15 protein-coding genes and 3 pseudogenes are annotated in these 17,640 nt (G+C 72.9%); 9 read left to right on the top strand and 9 right to left on the bottom strand.

What is annotated here, in order from left to right:
- Window positions 1-6: 6 nt before the first annotated feature.
- The 3 genes from ACF07N_RS03925 to ACF07N_RS03915 all read right to left on the bottom strand — a co-directional run bounded on the left by ACF07N_RS03925 (window position 7) and on the right by ACF07N_RS03915 (window position 5,471).
- Complete coding sequence (locus ACF07N_RS03925) at window positions 7-1,098, bottom strand: universal stress protein (RefSeq protein WP_392107951.1); 1,092 nt, start codon at window positions 1,096-1,098, stop codon at window positions 7-9.
- 130 nt (window positions 1,099-1,228) lie between these two features.
- The gene (locus ACF07N_RS03920; protein WP_392107948.1) at window positions 1,229-2,962 is read right to left on the bottom strand and encodes a GAF domain-containing protein; all 1,734 of its coding nucleotides are present in this window, start codon (window positions 2,960-2,962) and stop codon (window positions 1,229-1,231) included.
- A 124-nt stretch (window positions 2,963-3,086) separates the two neighbouring features.
- Window positions 3,087-5,471 (bottom strand): phosphoketolase, encoded by a 2,385-nt coding sequence (locus ACF07N_RS03915; protein WP_392107946.1) that lies wholly within the window; start codon window positions 5,469-5,471, stop codon window positions 3,087-3,089.
- Window positions 5,472-5,723: 252 nt separating this feature from the next.
- Here ACF07N_RS03915 and ACF07N_RS03910 point away from each other — a divergent pair.
- Window positions 5,724-6,228, top strand: a pseudogene (locus tag ACF07N_RS03910) (MBL fold metallo-hydrolase); the annotation flags it as partial.
- A 119-nt stretch (window positions 6,229-6,347) separates the two neighbouring features.
- On the opposite strand, the gene ACF07N_RS03905 reads toward ACF07N_RS03910, so the two are convergent.
- On the bottom strand, window positions 6,348-6,629 hold the full coding sequence (locus tag ACF07N_RS03905) for a metal-sensitive transcriptional regulator (protein ID WP_383335547.1): 282 nt from the start codon (window positions 6,627-6,629) through the stop codon (window positions 6,348-6,350).
- A gap of 73 nt (window positions 6,630-6,702) precedes the next feature.
- Between ACF07N_RS03905 and ACF07N_RS03900 the strand changes: the two genes are divergently transcribed.
- Together ACF07N_RS03900 and ACF07N_RS03895 are read left to right on the top strand one after the other, a co-directional pair.
- Entirely contained in the window at window positions 6,703-7,266 is a 564-nt protein-coding gene (locus tag ACF07N_RS03900) for a rhodanese-like domain-containing protein (RefSeq protein WP_392107943.1), read from the top strand.
- Window positions 7,267-7,429: 163 nt separating this feature from the next.
- A complete protein-coding gene (locus ACF07N_RS03895) occupies window positions 7,430-8,317 on the top strand; it encodes a universal stress protein (RefSeq protein ID WP_392107940.1) in 888 nt (295 codons plus the stop codon).
- A 4-nt stretch (window positions 8,318-8,321) separates the two neighbouring features.
- Here the strand turns inward: ACF07N_RS03895 and ACF07N_RS03890 are convergent, their stop codons facing one another.
- Both ACF07N_RS03890 and ACF07N_RS03885 read right to left on the bottom strand, forming a co-directional pair.
- Window positions 8,322-9,347 (bottom strand): 6-phosphofructokinase, encoded by a 1,026-nt coding sequence (locus ACF07N_RS03890; RefSeq protein WP_392107937.1) that lies wholly within the window; start codon window positions 9,345-9,347, stop codon window positions 8,322-8,324.
- 223 nt (window positions 9,348-9,570) lie between these two features.
- A pseudogene (locus ACF07N_RS03885) lies at window positions 9,571-9,669 on the bottom strand (universal stress protein); the annotation flags it as partial.
- Window positions 9,670-9,767: 98 nt separating this feature from the next.
- Here ACF07N_RS03885 and ACF07N_RS03880 point away from each other — a divergent pair.
- The 5 genes and pseudogenes from ACF07N_RS03880 to ACF07N_RS03860 all read left to right on the top strand — a co-directional run.
- Window positions 9,768-9,881: pseudogene (locus tag ACF07N_RS03880) on the top strand (universal stress protein); the annotation flags it as partial.
- Window positions 9,882-10,009: 128 nt separating this feature from the next.
- Window positions 10,010-10,276, top strand: coding sequence for a hypothetical protein (locus ACF07N_RS03875; RefSeq protein ID WP_392108811.1), 267 nt, complete (start codon window positions 10,010-10,012; stop codon window positions 10,274-10,276).
- 165 nt (window positions 10,277-10,441) lie between these two features.
- Window positions 10,442-11,074 (top strand): CBS domain-containing protein, encoded by a 633-nt coding sequence (locus ACF07N_RS03870; protein WP_392108781.1) that lies wholly within the window; start codon window positions 10,442-10,444, stop codon window positions 11,072-11,074.
- A gap of 83 nt (window positions 11,075-11,157) precedes the next feature.
- A complete protein-coding gene (locus ACF07N_RS03865) occupies window positions 11,158-11,532 on the top strand; it encodes a hypothetical protein (RefSeq protein WP_392107934.1) in 375 nt (124 codons plus the stop codon).
- A gap of 147 nt (window positions 11,533-11,679) precedes the next feature.
- Window positions 11,680-13,581: a rhamnogalacturonan lyase gene (locus ACF07N_RS03860; protein ID WP_392107931.1), complete on the top strand. Its 1,902-nt coding sequence runs from the start codon at window positions 11,680-11,682 to the stop codon at window positions 13,579-13,581.
- Between the two features lie 57 nt (window positions 13,582-13,638).
- On the opposite strand, the gene ACF07N_RS03855 is transcribed toward ACF07N_RS03860, so the two are convergent.
- A complete protein-coding gene (locus tag ACF07N_RS03855) occupies window positions 13,639-14,619 on the bottom strand; it encodes a threonine/serine dehydratase (protein ID WP_392107928.1) in 981 nt (326 codons plus the stop codon).
- A gap of 145 nt (window positions 14,620-14,764) precedes the next feature.
- Window positions 14,765-15,043, bottom strand: a complete 279-nt coding sequence (locus tag ACF07N_RS03850; RefSeq protein ID WP_383335526.1) for a GlsB/YeaQ/YmgE family stress response membrane protein — start codon at window positions 15,041-15,043, stop codon at window positions 14,765-14,767.
- A 243-nt stretch (window positions 15,044-15,286) separates the two neighbouring features.
- On the opposite strand from ACF07N_RS03850, the gene ACF07N_RS03845 reads away from it, so the two are divergent.
- Entirely contained in the window at window positions 15,287-16,267 is a 981-nt protein-coding gene (locus tag ACF07N_RS03845; RefSeq protein WP_392108778.1) for a VWA domain-containing protein, read from the top strand.
- A 96-nt stretch (window positions 16,268-16,363) separates the two neighbouring features.
- Here ACF07N_RS03845 and ACF07N_RS03840 read toward each other — a convergent pair whose 3' ends face one another.
- Window positions 16,364-17,443: an enoyl-CoA hydratase/isomerase family protein gene (locus ACF07N_RS03840; protein ID WP_392107925.1), complete on the bottom strand. Its 1,080-nt coding sequence runs from the start codon at window positions 17,441-17,443 to the stop codon at window positions 16,364-16,366.
- Window positions 17,444-17,640 lie beyond the last annotated feature (197 nt).

The raw sequence follows: 17,640 nt of genomic DNA, 5'->3' as shown, positions 1-17,640 counted from the left end.
GTCCGGTCAGTCGTGCGAGATCACCGCGACGGGGGCGGCGGCGTGGTGCAGCAGCGCCTGGGTGACCGGACCGATGTGGGCGCCGACGGCTCCCCGGCGGATCCGCCGGCCCACGACCACCAGGGCCGCACCCCGCGAAGCGTCGACCAGATGGGCACCCGCGCCCCCGACCGTGGCCTGCGCCTGCACCCGGACCGCGGGGAACTTCTCCTGCCACGGCCGCAGCACGGCGGTCAGTTCGTGCCGGACCTGGGCGGCCGTCCGCGCGCTCAGCTCGGGCATGAGCGCGCCGCCGTAGTGGTAGGGCGGCAGCGTCCAGCCGTGCACCACCCGCAGGTCCGCCGCCCGCCGGGACGCGGCGTCGAACGCGAACTCGATCACGGGGTCGGCGGCCTTGTACAGATCGAGCCCGAGCACGACATCGCCGGAGCCGCTGGAGCCGGCCGCGGACGCGTCGGCCATGGGCCCGTCCGACCCGTGATCGTCGGCAACAGGCGCGTCAGCCGCGGGCCGGTCGGCCGCGGACGCGTCGGCCATGGGCCCGTCGGACCCGTGATCGTCGGCAACGGGCGCGCCGGCCACGGGCGCATCAGCAGCGGGCCGGTCGGTCACGGACGCGTCAGCCGCGGACGCGTCGGCCGCAAGCGCGCCCTCCCGGTGCTCGCCGGCCCGCACCAGGACCACCGGGCGGGCACTCCAGGCCAGGACGGACAGCGCGACGGACCCGACCAGATACCCGGCGAGCCTGCTCAGGCCCCGCGATCCGAGCACGAGCAACTCGGCCTCCTCGGCGGCCTTCAGCAGGGCAGCGGCGGGCTGCCCGGGAATCTCGTCGGCGTCGATCCCCAGCCCGGGATGACGGCGGGCGAGGCGCTCCCGCGTCTCGTCCAGCAGGCGCCGGGCGGCCACGCGCTGCTGCTCGGTCGGCGGCACCGGCACAGGCAGCCCCGCCGTCGGCACGTAGGCCGGGGGCTGCCACTCCCAGGCGTACACCAGACGCAGGGGCAGGTCACGCAGCAGTGCTTCACGGGCGGCCCACTCGGCAGCGGCCAGACTCTCCGGGGAGCCGTCCACTCCGGCGGTGACGGTGCGGGGCATGAGGACCTCCTTCAGGGGATGCGCCGAGTCTTCACTCCCCCGAGGCGCCGGAGCAGAGGCCACTGGTCCCGGCCCGCGGGACGACGGTCCCGGGCGTCGCCGCGCGAGCCCGCCCATGCGGAAGCGGTCGTCAGCGATCACCGAGCGGGACGCGCCACACCAGCGTCGTGCCGCCGCTCTCCGGGCAGGTCCACTGCAGCTCACCGCCCAACTGCCGGGCGCGTTCCGCCATGTTGCCCAGGCCGCTGCGGCGTCCTTCGGCGGGGATGCCCACGCCGTTGTCGGAGACTTCCAGCCGCACCTCGCGGCCGTCCGTCGCCAGCACGACCTCGACACGGCCGGCCCGTGCGTGCCGGGCGACGTTGGTCAGGGCCTCCGACAGGACCGCCATCAAGTGGTCGGCCGTGTCCTTCGGCACCTGGGTGTCCAGCAGCCCCTCCATGCGCAGGCCGGGCGCGAAGCCGAGCACGGGCGCGGCCTCTCCGACGGCGCGCACCGCGCGGGCGCGCAGACCGGTGCCGGCGGCGCTCTCGCGCGAGCGCAGACCGAAGATCGTCGACCGGATGATCTTGATGGTCTCGTCCAGGTCGTCGACCGCCCGCACCACCCGCTCGGAGGCCTCGGGGTGCTCGATGAAACGGCCCGCGCTCTGCAACGTCATGCCGGTCGCGAACAGCCGCTGGATCGCCAGGTCGTGCAGGTCGCGGGCGATACGGTCCCGGTCTTCCAGGAGGGCGATCTGCTCCGCCGCCTGACGGCGCTCCGCGAGCTCCATCGCGACGGCGGCCTGGGCGGCGAAGGCCTTGAGCGGTTCCGTCTCCCGCTCGAAGAACACGGTCTGGCCCGCCTGGCGCACCAGCAGCACGACTCCGCGCATCCCGTCGCCGCTGCCGATGGGAGCGGCCACGGCCGGGCCGAGCCCGGTGAAGCGGGCCGGGCCCGGGGAGACCCGCTCGTCCTGGGAGACGTCGGAGCTGGTGACGGTGGCGGCCTCGGAGAACGCCTGCCCGATGAGGCCGTCCCCGACCGGCAGCACCAGTCCGCGGTGGAGCTCCGCGTCCTCCCCGATGGCCAGTTCCACCGTGAGCGAGGTGGTGCCTTCCATGGGCACGGCCACCACCGCGAGGGTGGCACCGGTGATCTCCATGGCCCGCTCGGCGATCAGCCGGAGGACGCCGTCGCGCTCACTGCCGGACATGATGGCGTGGGTGATCTCCGCGCTGGCCTGCAGCCAGCGCTCCCGCCGCCGGGACTCCTCGTACAGGCGGGCGTTGTCGATCGCGACACCGGCCGCGACGGCGAGGGTGGACAGCACCGACTCGTCGTCCTCGTCGAACTGCGCGCCGCCCCGCTTCTCGGTCAGGTACAAGTTGCCGAAGACCTGGTCGCGCACGCGGATCGGGACGCCGAGGAAAGTGTGCATCGGCGGATGGTTGGGCGGGAAACCGTACGAGGCGGTGTGCTCGGAGAGCTTGACCAGCCGTAGGGGCTCGGGGTGCCGGATCAGCTCACCCAGGATGCCGTGGCCTTCCGGGTAGTTGCCGATCCGGGCGATCTGCTCCTCGGTGAGACCGACGGTGAGGAAGTCCGACAGCCGCTTGCCGTCGGGCCCGATGACTCCGAGCGCCGCGTACTGGGCGTCGACCAGGACCGCCGCGGCCTGCACGATGCTGTACAGCGCCTGTTCCAGGTCGAGCTCACGGCCGACCGACAGCACCGCCTCCAGCAGGCTGTGCACCCGGTCGCGGGTGCCCCGGGCCGCGTCGAGGCGGGCCTGCAGTTCCTCCAGCAGCTCGTCCAGGCGCAGCTGCGGAAGCCGCACCCGCGCCTCCCGGGTCTCCCGCGCTTCCGCGGAGCTTTCCACGCCCAGTCCTCCTGGTCCGTCACCTCTGCCGCGGGCCGCACGTCCCGCTGGTGCCACCGTAACGGGGCACGCGGGGGAAGAACAGGAGATCACGGCAGGTGACGGGGGGCCCGCAGCGCCCCGCTCAGCCGTCCCAGGCCCAGTCGGCGACTTCGGGCAGGTCGGTGCCGTGCTCGCGGATCCAGGCGTGGTGACGCAGGCGGGTGTCCTCCATGCGCTGGCGCACGGCGGCCGCACGCACCGCGAGGCCCGGGACGCGGTCGATGACGTCCATGACCAGGCGGTAGCGGTCCAGGTCGTTGCTCACCACCATGTCGAACGGAGTCGTCGTGGTGCCGATCTCCTTGTAGCCGCGGACGTGCAGGTTCCGGTGGCCGGTGCGGCGGTAGGCGAGCCGGTGGATCAGCCAGGGGTAGCCGTGGTACGCGAAGATCACCGGCTTGTCGGTGGTGAACAGTGCGTCGTACTGCGCGTCCGGCATGCCGTGCGGGTGCTCCTCCTGGGGCAGCAGCCGGGCGAGGTCGACGACGTTGACCACGCGCACCGCCAGTTCCGGCAGGTGGCGGCGGAGCAACTGGGCCGCCGCGAGGACCTCCTGGGTGGGGACGTCACCGGCGCAGGCCAGGACGACGTCCGGCTCGCGGGTACCGTCCTCGGTGCCCGCCCAGTCCCACACACCGGCACCGCGGGCGCAGTGGACCTTGGCCTGTTCCATGGTGAGCCAGTCGAAGCAGGGCTGCTTGCCGGCCACGATCACGTTGACGTAGTCCCGGCTGCGCAGGGCGTGGTCCGCGACCGACAGCAGGGTGTTGGCGTCCGGCGGCAGGTAGACCCGCACGACCTCGGGACTCTTGTTGAGGACGTGGTCGACGAAGCCGGGGTCCTGGTGGGAGAAGCCGTTGTGGTCCTGGCGCCACACGTGCGAGGTCAGCAGGTAGTTCAGCGAGGCGATGGGCGCGCGCCAGGGCAGGCGCCGGGTGACGCGCAGCCACTTGATGTGCTGGTTGACCATCGAGTCGACGATGTGCACGAACGCCTCGTAGCAGGAGAACAGCCCGTGCCGGCCGGTGAGGAGGTAGCCCTCCAGCCAGCCCTGGCAGAGGTGTTCGGAGAGGATCTCCATCACCCGGCCGTGCGGGTCCAGATGCTCGTCGACGTCCAGTGTTCCGGCCTGCCAGGCCTTGCCGCTGGCGTCGAACACGGCCTGGAGCCGGTTGGAGGCGGTCTCGTCGGGGCCGACCAGGCGGAAGTCCCGGCGACCGGCGGTGTCCCGCATGATCCGCGCCAGGAGGTCGCCGAGGACCCGGGTGGGCTCGTGGAGGGTGGTGCCCGGCTTGTCCACGGGCACGGCGAAGTCGTCCAGGGAGGGGACCGGCAGGTCGCGCAGCAGGAGCCCGCCGTTGGCGTGCGGGGTCGCGCCGAGACGGCGCGTGCCGTCCGGGACGCAGGCCAGCACGTCGGGACGAGGGGCGCCATGCTCGTCGAACAGTTCCTCGGGGCGGTAGGAGCGCAGCCACTCCTCCAGTTGCCGCAGATGGTCGGGGTTGTCCCGGACCCCGGACAACGGCACCTGATGGGCACGCCAGGTGTTCTCGACCGGTTGCCCGTCGACCTCGGCCGGGCCCGTCCAGCCCTTCGGCGTGCGCAGCACGATCACCGGCCAGCGGGGACGTTCGGCCGCGCCCTCCTCGCGGGCGGCGCGCTGGAAGGCGGCGATACGGTCCAGCGCGGTGTCCATCGCCTGTGCCATGAGCCGGTGCACCTGCGCGGGGTCATCGCCGGAGACGTGGATCGGCTCATGGCCGTACCCCCGCAACAGGGCGTCGAGTTCGGCCTCGGGCAGCCGGGACAGCACCGTCGGGTTGGCGATCTTGTAGCCGTTCAGATGCAGGATCGGCAGGACGGCACCGTCGTGCACCGGGTCGAGGAACTTGTTGGCGTGCCAGGACGCGGCGAGCGGGCCCGTCTCGGCCTCGCCGTCGCCGATCACACAGGCCACCAGCAGGTCCGGGTTGTCCAGGGCGGCGCCGTAGGCGTGGGCGAGGGAGTAGCCGAGTTCACCGCCCTCGTGGATCGAGCCGGGCACCTCCGGGGCGACGTGACTGGGCACGCCGCCGGGGAAGGAGAACTGCCGGAACAGACGCGCCATGCCCACCGCGTCCCGCGGCACGTCCGGGTACTTCTCGCTGTAGCTGCCCTCCAGCCAGGAGTTGGCCAGGACCGACGGCCCGCCGTGGCCGGGCCCCCAGACGCACAGGGCGTCCAGACCGCGCCGTGCGATGACCCGGTTGAGGTGCGTGTGCACGAGGTTCAGCCCGGGCGAGGTGCCCCAGTGCCCCAGCAGCCGGGGCTTGATGTGCTCGGGCCGCAGCGGTTCGCTCAGCAGCGGGTTGGCGAGCAGGTAGATCTGGCCGACGGCCAGGTAGTTCGCGGCGCGCCAGTGGGCGTCCAGCCGCTCGAGTTCCTCTTCGGTCGGCTCGGTGGACGTCTGCTGAGTGTCGACGGACATGGGGTCCCTCCGGGTCGGGGTGTCGGTCGGGAGCGCGGACCGGCCGCACGTGCCCCAGCCTCACGCGCTCACCGGCTGCCCGACAGGGCCGGTCGGGCCCTCTCCTGGTCCGGGGGTCCCGTGCGGGACCGAGGGTGCCGGGACTCAGCCGTACAGCGGCGACGCGCCTCACACACATACCCCCCTGGGTCTTTCTGTCCCGGTGAGAACAGATACCCCCCGGGGTACACCGCCCCGAGAGGAGTCGCAGCCGTGTTCTTCGTCGGCACCCTGGAGTGCGAGGGCCTGGGCAACCGCAGCTACCTGGCCGGCGGGCCGGACGCCGCGGTCGTGGTGGATCCCCCTCGCGACATCGACCGGGTCATCGCGGCAGCCGCCCGCCGCGGCGTGCGCATCGCCCACGTGGCCGAGACCCACCTGCACAACGACTACGTCAGCGGCGGCCTGGCTCCGGCCCGCACGACCGGCGCCCGGTATCTGGTTCCCGCCGGTGCCTCGGTGTCCTTCCCGCACTCCCCCGTCGCCGACGGCGACGCGATCGCGGTGGACGAAGGGCTGCTGCTGCGGGCCATGGCCACCCCGGGTCACACGCCGCATCACACGTCCTACGTGCTGGAGGAGGACGGCCGGCCCGTGGCGGCCTTCACCGGCGGGCTCGCTGCTGATCGGCAGCGTCGGGCGGCCCGACCTGGTCGAACCGCGGCCGACCGAGCGGCTGGCCCGCGCCCAGCACGCCTCCGCGCACCGGCCGGCCGACCGGCCCGGGATCCGTCGTCCTGCTGGCCGTGGCCGCGCTCATGCTCGCCGACGTGCCGAAGTGCCGACATGCCGACATGACCGGGGCGGACGGGGCCGGCCTGGACCGGCACCGTGACCTCAGGCCAGCGAGAGGAAGAGCTTCTCCAGCCGTGCCCGCATCTGCTCACGGTCCTCCGGGGCCGCCAGGTCCTCATCGGTCAGGCACTGCTGCAGGCCGGTGGCGATGATCGCGAAGCCCGCCCTGTCCAGCGCCCGTGACGCCGCAGCGAGCTGGGTGACCACGTCCTCGCAGTCACGCCCCTCCTCGATCATCCTGATCACGCCTGCGATCTGGCCCTGCGCCCGCCGCAGTCTGTTGACCACCGTCTTCAGTTCCTCAGCCGCCATCGCCAGTTCCACGACCCACACTCCTTCGAATACCCCCAGGGGTATCGTACCGGAGGGGTGACAGCAGAGAGCGAAGGAATTTCCCGTGCCCCACGACGCCCTGACCGCCGCCCAGGCCGGCGCCCGCCTCCACGAGCTGACCGTCATCGACGTCCGCACTCCCGGCGAGTACGCGGCGGGCCATCTGCCCGACGCCCACAACATCCCGCTCGACCACCTCGACAGGGCCCTGCCCGTCCTCAGGGCGGCCGCCGAACGGGGCGACCTGCTGGTCGTGTGCGCCTCGGGGGCCCGTTCCGCCGAGGCCTGCCGGCGGCTGGCCGAGGCCGGTGTCCCGGCGACCACGCTGACCGGCGGGACCGACGCCTGGACGCGGCTCGGACACGAGGTCCACCGGCCCGCCGGCACGCGCGCCCCCTGGCCGATGGAACGCCAGGTCCGGCTGACCGCCGGTTCCCTCGTCCTGGCGGGCCTCGTCGCCGGACGGCTGCGCCCCGGGGCGCGTCGGCTCTCCGCGGGCGTCGCCTGCGGTCTGGTCTTCTCCGCTCTCACCGACACCTGCGCCATGGCCCGCCTGCTCGCCCGGCTGCCGTACAACCGGCCCGGGACGAGCGATCTGGACGCCACCCTGGCCGCCCTGCGGGGCTGACGTCTGCCCCACCCCGTGGTGGCACGGAGCCGTGCGGCACCGCCGGGTCCTGAGGGAACGGAACAGCCCTTCCGGCTCGCGCGCCCGGGCGGTCGCGCCGTGGAACAGTGGAGGGGAGGAGCACACGCGCCCACACGTGTGCGGGCCGGACGAAGGGGCCAGGATGCGTCTTCCGGTACTGGCGGGCATCGACGGATCCGCGAGCGCGACAGCCGCGGCGGAGTGGGCCGCACGGGAGGCCGCGCTGCGCGGCGTTCCGCTGCGGCTGCTGCACGCCTCACCGCGGCTTCCGGGAGTCTCCGTTCCGGGTCCGGCCCTGGAGCGGCTCCACGAGGTGGGCCTCCAGCTCGTCCGGCGGGCGGTCGAGGACCTGACGCGGCGCCACCCGGAGCTCGACGTGCGGGGCGAGCAGGCGGGCGAGGCCCCGGCCGGTGCCCTCCTCCGCGCGGCCGGCGACGCCGAACTCCTGGTCGTGGGCGCCCGAGGGGCGGGCGGCTTCGCGGGACTGGCCGTCGGCTCGGTCGCCCTGCGTGCCGCGGCGGCCGCCGTGTGCCCCGTCGTACTCGTCCCGGACCGCCCCGGCGCCTTCGCCGAGGGAGCGTCCACGGCCCGCGGCACCACCCGGGCCGTGCTGGGGTTCGACGCTCACCGTCCGGCCGGTGAGGCGGCCGGCTTCGCGTTCTCCGCCGCCGAGACCCGAGCGGCGCACCTGCGCGTAGTGCAGGCCTGGGCCCTGCCCGCCGAGTCCGTCTCCCCGCGGACCCTCGTGGTGACCGAGGAGGACCGTGCCACCTGGGAGGACCAGGAGGAGCTGCGTCTTGCCGACGCGCTGCGTCCGTGGCGGGAGAAGTATCCCCGGGTGGCGGTCGCGACCGATCTCCGGCTGCTCCATCCCGCGGAGGCGCTGCTGAACGCCTCCCGCGACGCGGACCTGCTCGTCGTCGGGCGCCGTACCGAGACGCGGACGGCCGAGGGCCGCCTCGGCCCGGTCACCCACGCCGTGCTGCACCATGCCCGCTGTCCCGTGGCGGTCGTACCGTACGGCGCGTGACTCTTCAGCCGTAGAACACCTCGAACTCGTCGTAGAGCGACGGCGCCACCACCTTGTTCTCGGCCGTGGCCGCCGCGAGGGGCACGCGGACGATCTCCGTGCCCCGGAGGGCGACCATGCAGCCGAAGTCCCCTTGCGCGACGGCGTCGATGGCGTGCAGCCCGAAGCGGGTCGCCAGCCAGCGGTCGAAGGCGCTCGGGGTGCCGCCGCGCTGGATGTGGCCCAGGACCGTGGTGCGGGCGTCCTTCTCGGTGCGGGCCGAGATCTCCTGGGCCAGCCACTCCCCGATGCCGGACAGCCGTACGTGCCCGAACTCGTCCAGCGACTGGTCCTTGACCACCAGCTGCCCCTCCTTGGGGACGGCCCCTTCGGCCACGACGACGATCGGCGCGTAGTTGATCTCGAACCGGCGCTTCACCTGCTCGCAGACCTCGTCGATGTCGAACGGCCGCTCCGGAACGAGAACGACGTTGGCGCCCCCGGCGATCCCGGCGTGCAGGGCGATCCAGCCGGAGTGCCGTCCCATCACCTCCACGACGAGGGCGCGCATGTGCGACTCGGCGGTGGTGTGGAGGCGGTCGATGGCCTCCGTCGCGATCCCGACGGCGGTGTCGAAGCCGAAGGTGTAGTCGGTGCCCGAGACGTCGTTGTCGATGGTCTTGGGCACGCCGACCAGGTTGATCCCCTGCCGGCTCAGCTCCGTGGCCGCGCCCAGCGTGTCCTCGCCGCCGATCACGACGAGCGCGTCCAGCTCGTGCGCGGCGAGGGTCTCCCGGACCCGCTCCAGCCCGTTCTCGTGCTTGAACGGGTTCGTGCGGGACGACCCGAGGATGGTCCCGCCCCGGGGCAGAATGCCCCGCACGCTGGAGATGTCGAGCGGGACGACGTCGTTCTTGAGGAGGCCGAGCCAGCCGTCCCGCACGCCGACGAACTCGAAGGAGTACTCCTGTACGCCCTTGCGCACGGCACTGCGGATCACGGCGTTCAGGCCCGGGCAGTCGCCGCCGCCGGTCAGCACTCCGACCTTCATGGGTCCTCTCCCATCCACTGCGCACCCGTCCGGCCGCGGCCCGCGTCGCGCGGTGACCGCCGCCGGGCCCATGAACCGCCGGGCCTTTCTCCAGCGTCCCTCTGATCCGCCGGCGGTGACCACTCGGCGGACGCCGACCGGCGGGTCGCGACGGTGTCGCCGTACCGGCCGGCCGTGCCGTCACTGAGGCCGGCGAGGCCGTCGCAGCGCGGCGGCACGGGCCTCAGGCGGGGGCCACCACGGCCACGGGGGCGACCACGTGGTGCAGCACCGCGTGCGTGACGGGGCCGATGTGCGCGCCGAACCTGCTGCGCCGCAGCCTGGTCGCACGGCTCTGCGGCGCAGACCCTGCGTCACCGGAGTGAGCGGATCCCGCGCGGGGCCGCCGAGGATCTGCGGGCGGAACACCTCGCGCTGGACGTGGCGGCGGTCCGGCTGACCGGGCTGCCGGGTGACATCCTGGCGGACCTGGCGCGGGACGCCGACCTGCTGGTCCTCGGCTCCCGCGGACTGAGCGGGATCGGAGGGTTCCTCGTCGCCTCCGTCGGCCAGGCCGTCATCGCCCGCGGGGAGGTACCGGTCGTCCTGGTGCGGTCCGGGCGGCCGAGGAGCACACCTCGGCCCCGGCCGGAGTCCCGTCCGCGACGGGACGGTTCCGCCCGGTGCTGCTCGGCCTGGACACCCGCAGCCCCGACGACGCGCTCATCGCCTTGGCGTTCGAAGAGGCGGCACGGCGGGACACCGACCTGCGCGTCCTGCACGCCTGGAACCCCCCGCCGCGCAACGTTCACTGCCTGTCCGGCCACGGCAGCGTCCACGGCGAACTCGCCCGGGAGCAGGCGGCCGGCCTCACGGAGGCACTGCGCCCCTGGAGGCACACGTCCCGGGGGTGCGTCCGGCCGGACCTCATGGGCCGAAGGACCCCATGAGGATGCCCGGCCGGCCCGTGGTGGCCGCGTGCCCCAGAGGAACAGGCTGACATCAGGGGGCGCTCCGGGCCCGCCTCGGTACGCGAAGGACGACCACGGCGAACACCGCGTCCGGCCTGCGAGGAGGACATCGTGCGCACCAGTCCGCACATCGTCAGCGACGTCATGACCCACACCGTCGTGGCGGTGGGCCGTGACGCGTCCTTCAAGGACATCGTCAGGATCATGCAGCAGTGGAAGGTCAGCGCCCTTCCCGTGCTGGCGGGCGAGGGCCGGGTCATCGGCGTCGTCTCGGAGGCCGATCTGCTGCTCAAGGAGGAGTTCCGGGACAGCGATCCCGACCGGTTGACGCACAAGAGCCGTCTGTCCGACCTCGCCAGGGCCGGAGGCCTGACCGCCGCGGACCTGATGAGCACCCCGGCCGTCACCGTCCATGCCGACGCCACGCTGGCACAGGCGGCCCGCATCATGGCCCAGCGCAGGGTCAAGCGGCTGCCCGTCGTCGGCGACGAGGGCCTCCTCGAAGGGGTGGTGAGCCGGTCCGATCTGCTCAAGGTCTTCCTGCGGGACGACGCCGAGATCGCCGACGAGGTCCGCACGGAGATTCTCAGTCCCCTCTTCCCCGCCCAGCCGGAAGTGCTCGGGGTGGAGGTGACCGACGGCGTCGTGACCCTCACCGGGCGGATCGGGGACACGTCCCTGGTACCGATCGTCGCCCGCCTGGTGCGTTCCGTCGAGGGCGTCGTCGACGTCGGCATGGCCCTGACCGGCAGGATGACGGTGCGTGACGTGGGCTGAAAGCCGCCCCCTGAGGTCCGTGACACGCGGTGAATGACGCCCTGAGGGGGCCGGAGCACGCCATTCCGTGCTGGAGTCGGGGCATGGCCGCACCGACCACGGGCAGCGAGGACACCCCGCCGCCCGCGCGCGTCCGCGAACGTCCCTCCCGGCTGGTCGACATCTCGGTCGCCCTGCTGCTCCTGGTCGCGGACGCCGTCATCGTCGTCGTCGACGTGCTGCTGTTCGTCATGGTCGGCATGGGCAGAGCACCGTCGCCGCACTCCCCGCCCACCGCGTCCGCGCGCGACGTCCCGGTCGTGACCTGGCTCGTCGTCTGGGGACTTCCTGCCCTGGCGGCGACCGGCGCGGTCGTGCACGCCCGCCTGCGGATGCCGTTCACGGCCGTGACGCAGGGCCTGTTCACGCTCGCCTGTGTGCTGCTGGCCGTGGTCTGGACGCGCATGCTGCTGGCGTGAGGCAGGGGCCGTGACCGATCCGAACACAGCCGAACAGCTTTGTGGACAGAATCCTTGACGAACCATCAGCCCGTTCCTACGCTCCGCCCCGTGGGAGCGTTCCCACACCCCCACGTCCCCCCACGCCCCCACGCCCCGGAGGCCACCGTGACCATCCCAGACCGGCGTCGTCGCACCACGCCACCCCCGTGGCGGTCCCCCCGCCGGCCGGGCGGCCGGCTGCTCGCCGGTGCCGCCGCCGCCGGCCTGGCCGCCTCCGCCCTCGTCGCCCTGCCCGAGACCGCGCAGGCGGCGACCGCCCGCCAGGTCGAGAGGCTGGACCGGGGCCTGACCAGCGTCCACACCGGCAACGGCAACCTGGTGTCCTGGCGCTGGCTGGGCACCGACCCCGACGACGTCTCCTTCAACGTCTACCGCGGCGGCACCAGACTCAACTCCGCGCCCCTCACCGCCTCGACGAACTACTTCGACGCGGGCGCCCCCGACTCGGCCGACTACACGGTCCGCGCCGTGGCCGGCGGCACGGAACAGGCGGCGTCGGAACGCGCGCTCCAGTTCCGCACCGGCTACAAGGACGTCCCCATATCCCCGCCCGCCGGGGGCACCACCCCCGACGGGGTGGCGTACACCTACGAGGCCAACGACGCCTCGGCCGGCGACCTCGACGGCGACGGTGCCCTCGACCTCGTCCTGAAGTGGCAGCCCACCAACGCCAAGGACAACTCCCAGTCCGGCCACACCGGCAACACGATCGTCGACGGCATCACACTCGACGGAACCCGGCTGTGGCGCATCGACCTCGGCCGCAACATCCGCTCCGGCGCCCACTACACGCAGTTCCAGGTGTACGACTACGACGGTGACGGCATGGCCGAGGTCGCCATGAAGACCGCCGACGGCACCAGGGACGGCACCGGCGCGGTCATCGGCAGTTCCTCGGCCGACCACCGCAACGCCAGTGGCTACGTGCTGTCCGGTCCCGAGTACCTGACCATGTTCAACGGCCGGACGGGCAGGGCGATGCAGAGCGTCGACTACGTGCCGGGCCGGGGGACGGTCTCCTCCTGGGGCGACTCCTACGGCAACCGCGTCGACCGCTTCCTGGCGGGCACGGCCTACCTCGACGGCTCACGCCCCTCCCTGATCATGGCGCGGGGCTACTACACCCGGACGGTGATCGCCGCCTGGGACTGGCGCAACGGTTCCTTCACCCGCCGCTGGACCTTCGACACCACCTCCTCCACCAACAGCGGCAGGGGCTACGACGGCCAGGGCAACCACAGCCTGTCCGTCGCCGACGTCGACGCCGACGGCAGGGACGAGATCGTCTACGGCGCGATGACCGTGGACGACAACGGCAGCGGGCTGTGGACCACCCGGCTCGGGCACGGCGACGCCGGCCACGTCGGCGACCTCGACCCCTCCCGCGCGGGGCTGGAGTACTTCAAGGTCTCCGAGGACGCCGCCAAGCCCGGCTCCTGGATGGCGGACGCCCGCACCGGCCGGATCCTGTGGCAGACGGCGTCGGGCTCCGACAACGGCCGGGGTGTCGCCGCGGACATTCACGCCGGCAGCGCGGGCGCCGAGGCCTGGTCCGCCGCCGACACCACCCTGCGCTCGGCCACCGGCGCCGCCCTCGGCCGGGAGCCCTCCAGCGTCAACTTCCTCTGCTGGTGGGACGGTGACCCGGTCCGCGAACTCCTCGACGGCACCCGGGTCGACAAGTACGGCACGTCGGGCGACACCCGTCTGCTGACCGGCACCGGGGTCACCTCCAACAACGGCACGAAGGCCACACCGGTCCTGTCCGGCGACCTCCTCGGGGACTGGCGCGAGGAGGTCGTCTGGCGCACCGGCGCCAACACGGCCCTGCGCATCTACAGCACGCCGCACCGGACCGACACCCGCATCACCACGCTGCTTCACGACACCCAGTACCGCACGGCCCTGGCCTGGCAGAACACCGCCTACAACCAGCCCCCGCACCCGGGCTTCTTCCTCGGTGACGCCATGCCGACCGCGCCCCGCCCCACCGTCTACACACCCTGAACCGACCCCGCGTGCCCCCGCCGTCGTCGCGGCGGGGGCACGGTCCCGCCGGGACGCTCACCGGATGCGGCCGGGCGCCGCGCCGACCCAGCGGCGATACGCCCGCGCGTCGACGTTGCCGCCGCACAGGAGGGTGACGACGTGCCGCCCGGCGAAGCGGTCGCGGTCTTCCAGGATCGCCGCGACCCCGAGCGCGGCCGACGGCTCGGCGACGAGTCCCGCACGGTCCAGGAGCAGGCGCATGCCCGCGACGATCGACGCCTCCTCCACGAGGACGGCGTCGTCGGCGACCAGCAGCAGGTCGCCCAGGACGGCCGGGAGGGGACACCGGCCGGCGACGCCGTCGGCGATGGTGTCGGCCGAGTCGGTGGTCACGACGCGCCGCGCGCGCCACGAGAGCGTCATCGCCGGGGCGCGGAGCGGCTGGACGCAGATCACCTCGACGCCGGGCGCCGCCTCCTTCAGCACGTGGCCCACGCCGGTGGCCAGGGCGCCGCCGCCGAGGGCGATCAGGACGGCGTCGAACGGCCTTGCCGCCGCGGCCAGTTCCAGGCCGATGGTGGCCGCGCCCTCGCAGGTCTCGAGGTCCAGGCTGTCCTCCAGCAGCCGGATACCGTCGCGGCGCGCGAGGGCCGCGGCGCGTTCACGCGCCGACTCGTGGTCGCCGTCGACCAGTTCGAGCCGGGCGCCCAGGGCGCGGATGCGGTCTAGCTTGGCCGCGGTGGCGGAGCGGGAGGCCACGACCGTGACGTCGATGCCCCGGCCGCGGGCGGACCAGGCCAGCGCCTGCCCGAGATTGCCCGCGCTGGCGCACACCACGGCCGAGGCGCCGGTCGCGGCGAGCTTCGCGGCGACGAGCTCGGTGCCGCGGGCCTTGAAACTGCGGACCGGGTTCGCCGTTTCGAGCTTGATGCTCACCTCGCACCCCAGGTCGGGCTCCAGAGCCTCGCAGCGGTACAGCGGGGTGTCGAGGAAGACGGGGTCGATCACCCGGCGAGCGGCCCGGATCCGGGCGGTGTCGAGGCGGGTCCTCTGCATGGCGGGCAGCGTAGCGCCGGCGGCCGTGTCCCCGGGACGTCTTCCGTCCCTGGCCCACACACCTGGGCGGCTCCCGCTCCTGCCGCACAGGAGGGGAGCCGCCCAGGTGTGGTGCCGGCGTGTACCGGCCGGTGTCCGCGACCGGTCAGGCGTGACGGTGTGTACGCCGGTTGCCGGTGACGACGCGGTAGAGGGCGAGCAGGATCATGGAACCGACGATCGCGGCGATCCAGGTGGACAGTTCGAAGAACCCGTCGACGGAGTCGACGCCGAAGATGACCTTGCCGAGCCAGCCGCCGAGCAGACCGCCGACGATGCCGATGAGCATGGTGACGATGATGCCGCCGGGGTCCTTGCCCGGCATCAGAGCCTTGGCGATAGCGCCGGCGAGCAGCCCGATGATGATCCAAGCAATGATGCCCATGATGCGTCTCCGCTTCGTCGTGTAAAGGCTGTGTTAGTTCATCGGGTGCACACAATCCGCGCGAACAAACGTCTCCCTTCCATCACAGTGATCCGGACTGCCCGGTCCCGCGTCGGTCCAAGATCGATTGTCAGTGGTGGGTGAGAGGGTTGGACCATCGAGCCGGAACGAGGGGGAGCCGTGACAACCGGAAGCCAGAACTACATCAACCACGTCGCTCTTGTGCTGGACGCCAGCTCGTCCATGTCTCACCTGAGCGGCAAGGTGGTCGAGGTCGCCGACCAGCAGATCGCTTATCTCGCCCGCCGTTCGAGGGAGCTGGACCAGGAGACCCGCGTCACGGTGTACGTCTTCGCCGACAAGGTGGAGTGCGTCATCTACGACAAGGACGTGCTGCGCATGCCGTCGCTGAAGCAGCTGTACCGGCCGGGCGGGATGACGGCCCTGCTGGCGGCCGCGCTGAAGTCGCAGCGGGAACTGGCCCGGACGGCCCAGCTGTACGGCGACCACAGCTTCCTGACCTTCGTCCTGACCGACGGTCAGGAGAACGCGAGCCACCGGTGCGCGGACTCCCCCACGCGGGACCCGCGGGAACTGGTCCGCGCGGTGGCCGAGATGATGGAAAGTCAGCAGGACAACTGGACGCTGGCCGTCCTGGTGCCCGACCAGATGGGCAAGCGCGAGGCCATGCAGTGCGGCTTCCCGAAGGACAACATCGCCATCTGGGACGCCACCAGCACCCAGGGCCTGGAGGAGGCCGGGCAGGTCATCCGGCAGGCCACCGAGAACTTCATGGTGGGCCGCACCCAGGGCATCCGGGGATCGCGTTCGGTGTTCTCCACCGGCGCGGACGCCGTCAACGAGAACACGATCAAGGCCGCCGGTCTCACCCCGGTCGACCCGACGCGGTACCAGCTGATCCCGGTGGCCCGTGACGCGGGGATACGGGAGTGGGTCGTCGAGTGCGGGCACACCTACCGCACCGGTGCGGCGTTCTACCAGTTGAGCAAGTCCGAGAAGATCCAGGCGCAGAAGCAGATCGCGGTACTGGAGAAGAAGACGGACCGCGTGTACACGGGACCGGCGGCCCGTACCCTGCTGGGCCTGCCGAACAGGGAGGTGCGCGTCAAGCCGGACCACAACGACCACTTCACCATCTTCGTGCAGAGCACCAGCGTCAACCGCAAGCTCGTTCCGCACACACGGCTGCTGCTCATGCTGTGACCGTGCGGAGCACGGCTGTTCCGGCCGCCCGGCGCTCGCGCGACCAGCACCGGGCGGCCGGCCCGGGACCACGGGTGGGAGCGGCACGCGCCGGGCTCAGCGGGCGTCCTCCGCGGCCGGGCCGACGGGGCCCGCGAGACCGAGTTCGCGTGCGCCGAGAGGGGCGAAGAAGCGCTCGACGTCGGCGTCCGTGACCTCGGCGAGGGTCCCCGGCGACCAGCGTGGCCTGCGGTCCTTGTCGACCACCTGGGCGCGGATCCCCTCGACCAGGTCGGGGGTGGCGAGGGCGGCGCTGGACACGCGGTACTCCTGGTCCAGGACCCGCTCCAGCGAGCCCAGCGTCCGGGCCCGGCGCAGGGACGCGAGGGTGACCTTGAGGGCGGTCGGCGACCTGGCCATGAGGGTCTCGGCGGCCTCCTTGGCGGCGGGGTCGCCGTGCGCGAGCAGCCGGCGCAGGATCTCCTCGACGGTGTCCGCTGCGTAGCAGGCGTCAATCCAGTCCCGCTGCCCGGCGAGGACCCCGGGCGGCGGTGTCCGCACGACGGCTGCCAGGGCCTGCGCCACGGGCAGTTCGGCCAGCGAGTCGAGGAGGTCTCCCAGCGAGGCGGACGGCACGTAATGGTCGGCGAGCCCGCACAGCAGCGCGTCGGCGGCACCGGCCTGCGCGCCGGTCAGGGCGAGATGGGTGCCCAGCTCACCGGGGGCCCTGGCGAGCAGGTACGTACCGCCCACGTCCGGCGCGAACCCGATGCCGGTCTCCGGCATGGCGACCCGGGACCGCTCGGTGACGACGCGGACGCCGCCGTGCGCCGAGACACCGACGCCGCCACCCATCACGATGCCGTCCATCACCGCGAGGTACGGCTTGGGGTAGTGCGCGATCCGGGCGTTGAGGCGGTACTCGTCGCGCCAGAAGGCCCGGGAGGCCGAACCGTCGCCGTCGCGGGCGTCGTCGTGGATGGCGCGGATGTCGCCGCCCGCGCACAGGCCCCGCTCGCCCGCGCCGGTGAGGACGACGGTCTCCACGGCGGGGTCGTGCTCCCACGCTCCGAGCGCCTCGTCGATGCGGCGCACCATGGTGTGGGTGAGGGCGTTGATGGCCCGCGGCCGGTTGAGGGTGATGCGGGCGGCGCGTCCGGTGGTGTGGAAGAGGACGGGCTCGTCGGCTTCGCTCATCGGGACCCCTCCCCCGGGCCGTGGCCCTGGATGACGCGCATGGTGCGGCTTCCTTCCGGTTCTGGCGGACGGCGGTGCGGGACACACTCCGCCGCAGTGCATACGGTGCCTGATGACCCGCCGGCCCGGCCCGGCGGGGGGCGGCTGAGGCGCCCGCCCGGCACGGGGGCGGCCCTCAGGGACCAGGCGCACCCCGC

The organism is Streptomyces sp. NPDC015242 (assembly GCF_043079125.1).
Classification (GTDB): Bacteria; Actinomycetota; Actinomycetes; order Streptomycetales; family Streptomycetaceae; genus Streptomyces.
Note: the sequence above shows the minus strand (reverse complement) of the source record. Positions and strands in the feature narration are given on the sequence as shown.

What these genes read in the sequence shown, in the direction of transcription:
- ACF07N_RS03925 (WP_392107951.1), bottom strand. Translation starts at nt 1,098, where the DNA reads ATGCCCCGCACCGTCACCGCCGGAGTGGACGGCTCCCCGGAGAGTCTG.
- ACF07N_RS03915 (WP_392107946.1), bottom strand. Translation starts at nt 5,471, where the DNA reads ATGTCCGTCGACACTCAGCAGACGTCCACCGAGCCGACCGAAGAGGAA.
- ACF07N_RS03895 (WP_392107940.1), top strand. Translation starts at nt 7,430, where the DNA reads ATGCGTCTTCCGGTACTGGCGGGCATCGACGGATCCGCGAGCGCGACA.
- ACF07N_RS03890 (WP_392107937.1), bottom strand. Translation starts at nt 9,347, where the DNA reads ATGAAGGTCGGAGTGCTGACCGGCGGCGGCGACTGCCCGGGCCTGAAC.
- ACF07N_RS03870 (WP_392108781.1), top strand. Translation starts at nt 10,442, where the DNA reads ATGACCCACACCGTCGTGGCGGTGGGCCGTGACGCGTCCTTCAAGGAC.
- ACF07N_RS03865 (WP_392107934.1), top strand. Translation starts at nt 11,158, where the DNA reads ATGGCCGCACCGACCACGGGCAGCGAGGACACCCCGCCGCCCGCGCGC.
- ACF07N_RS03855 (WP_392107928.1), bottom strand. Translation starts at nt 14,619, where the DNA reads ATGCAGAGGACCCGCCTCGACACCGCCCGGATCCGGGCCGCTCGCCGG.
- ACF07N_RS03850 (WP_383335526.1), bottom strand. Translation starts at nt 15,043, where the DNA reads ATGGGCATCATTGCTTGGATCATCATCGGGCTGCTCGCCGGCGCTATC.
- ACF07N_RS03845 (WP_392108778.1), top strand. Translation starts at nt 15,287, where the DNA reads ATGTCTCACCTGAGCGGCAAGGTGGTCGAGGTCGCCGACCAGCAGATC.
- ACF07N_RS03840 (WP_392107925.1), bottom strand. Translation starts at nt 17,443, where the DNA reads ATGAGCGAAGCCGACGAGCCCGTCCTCTTCCACACCACCGGACGCGCC.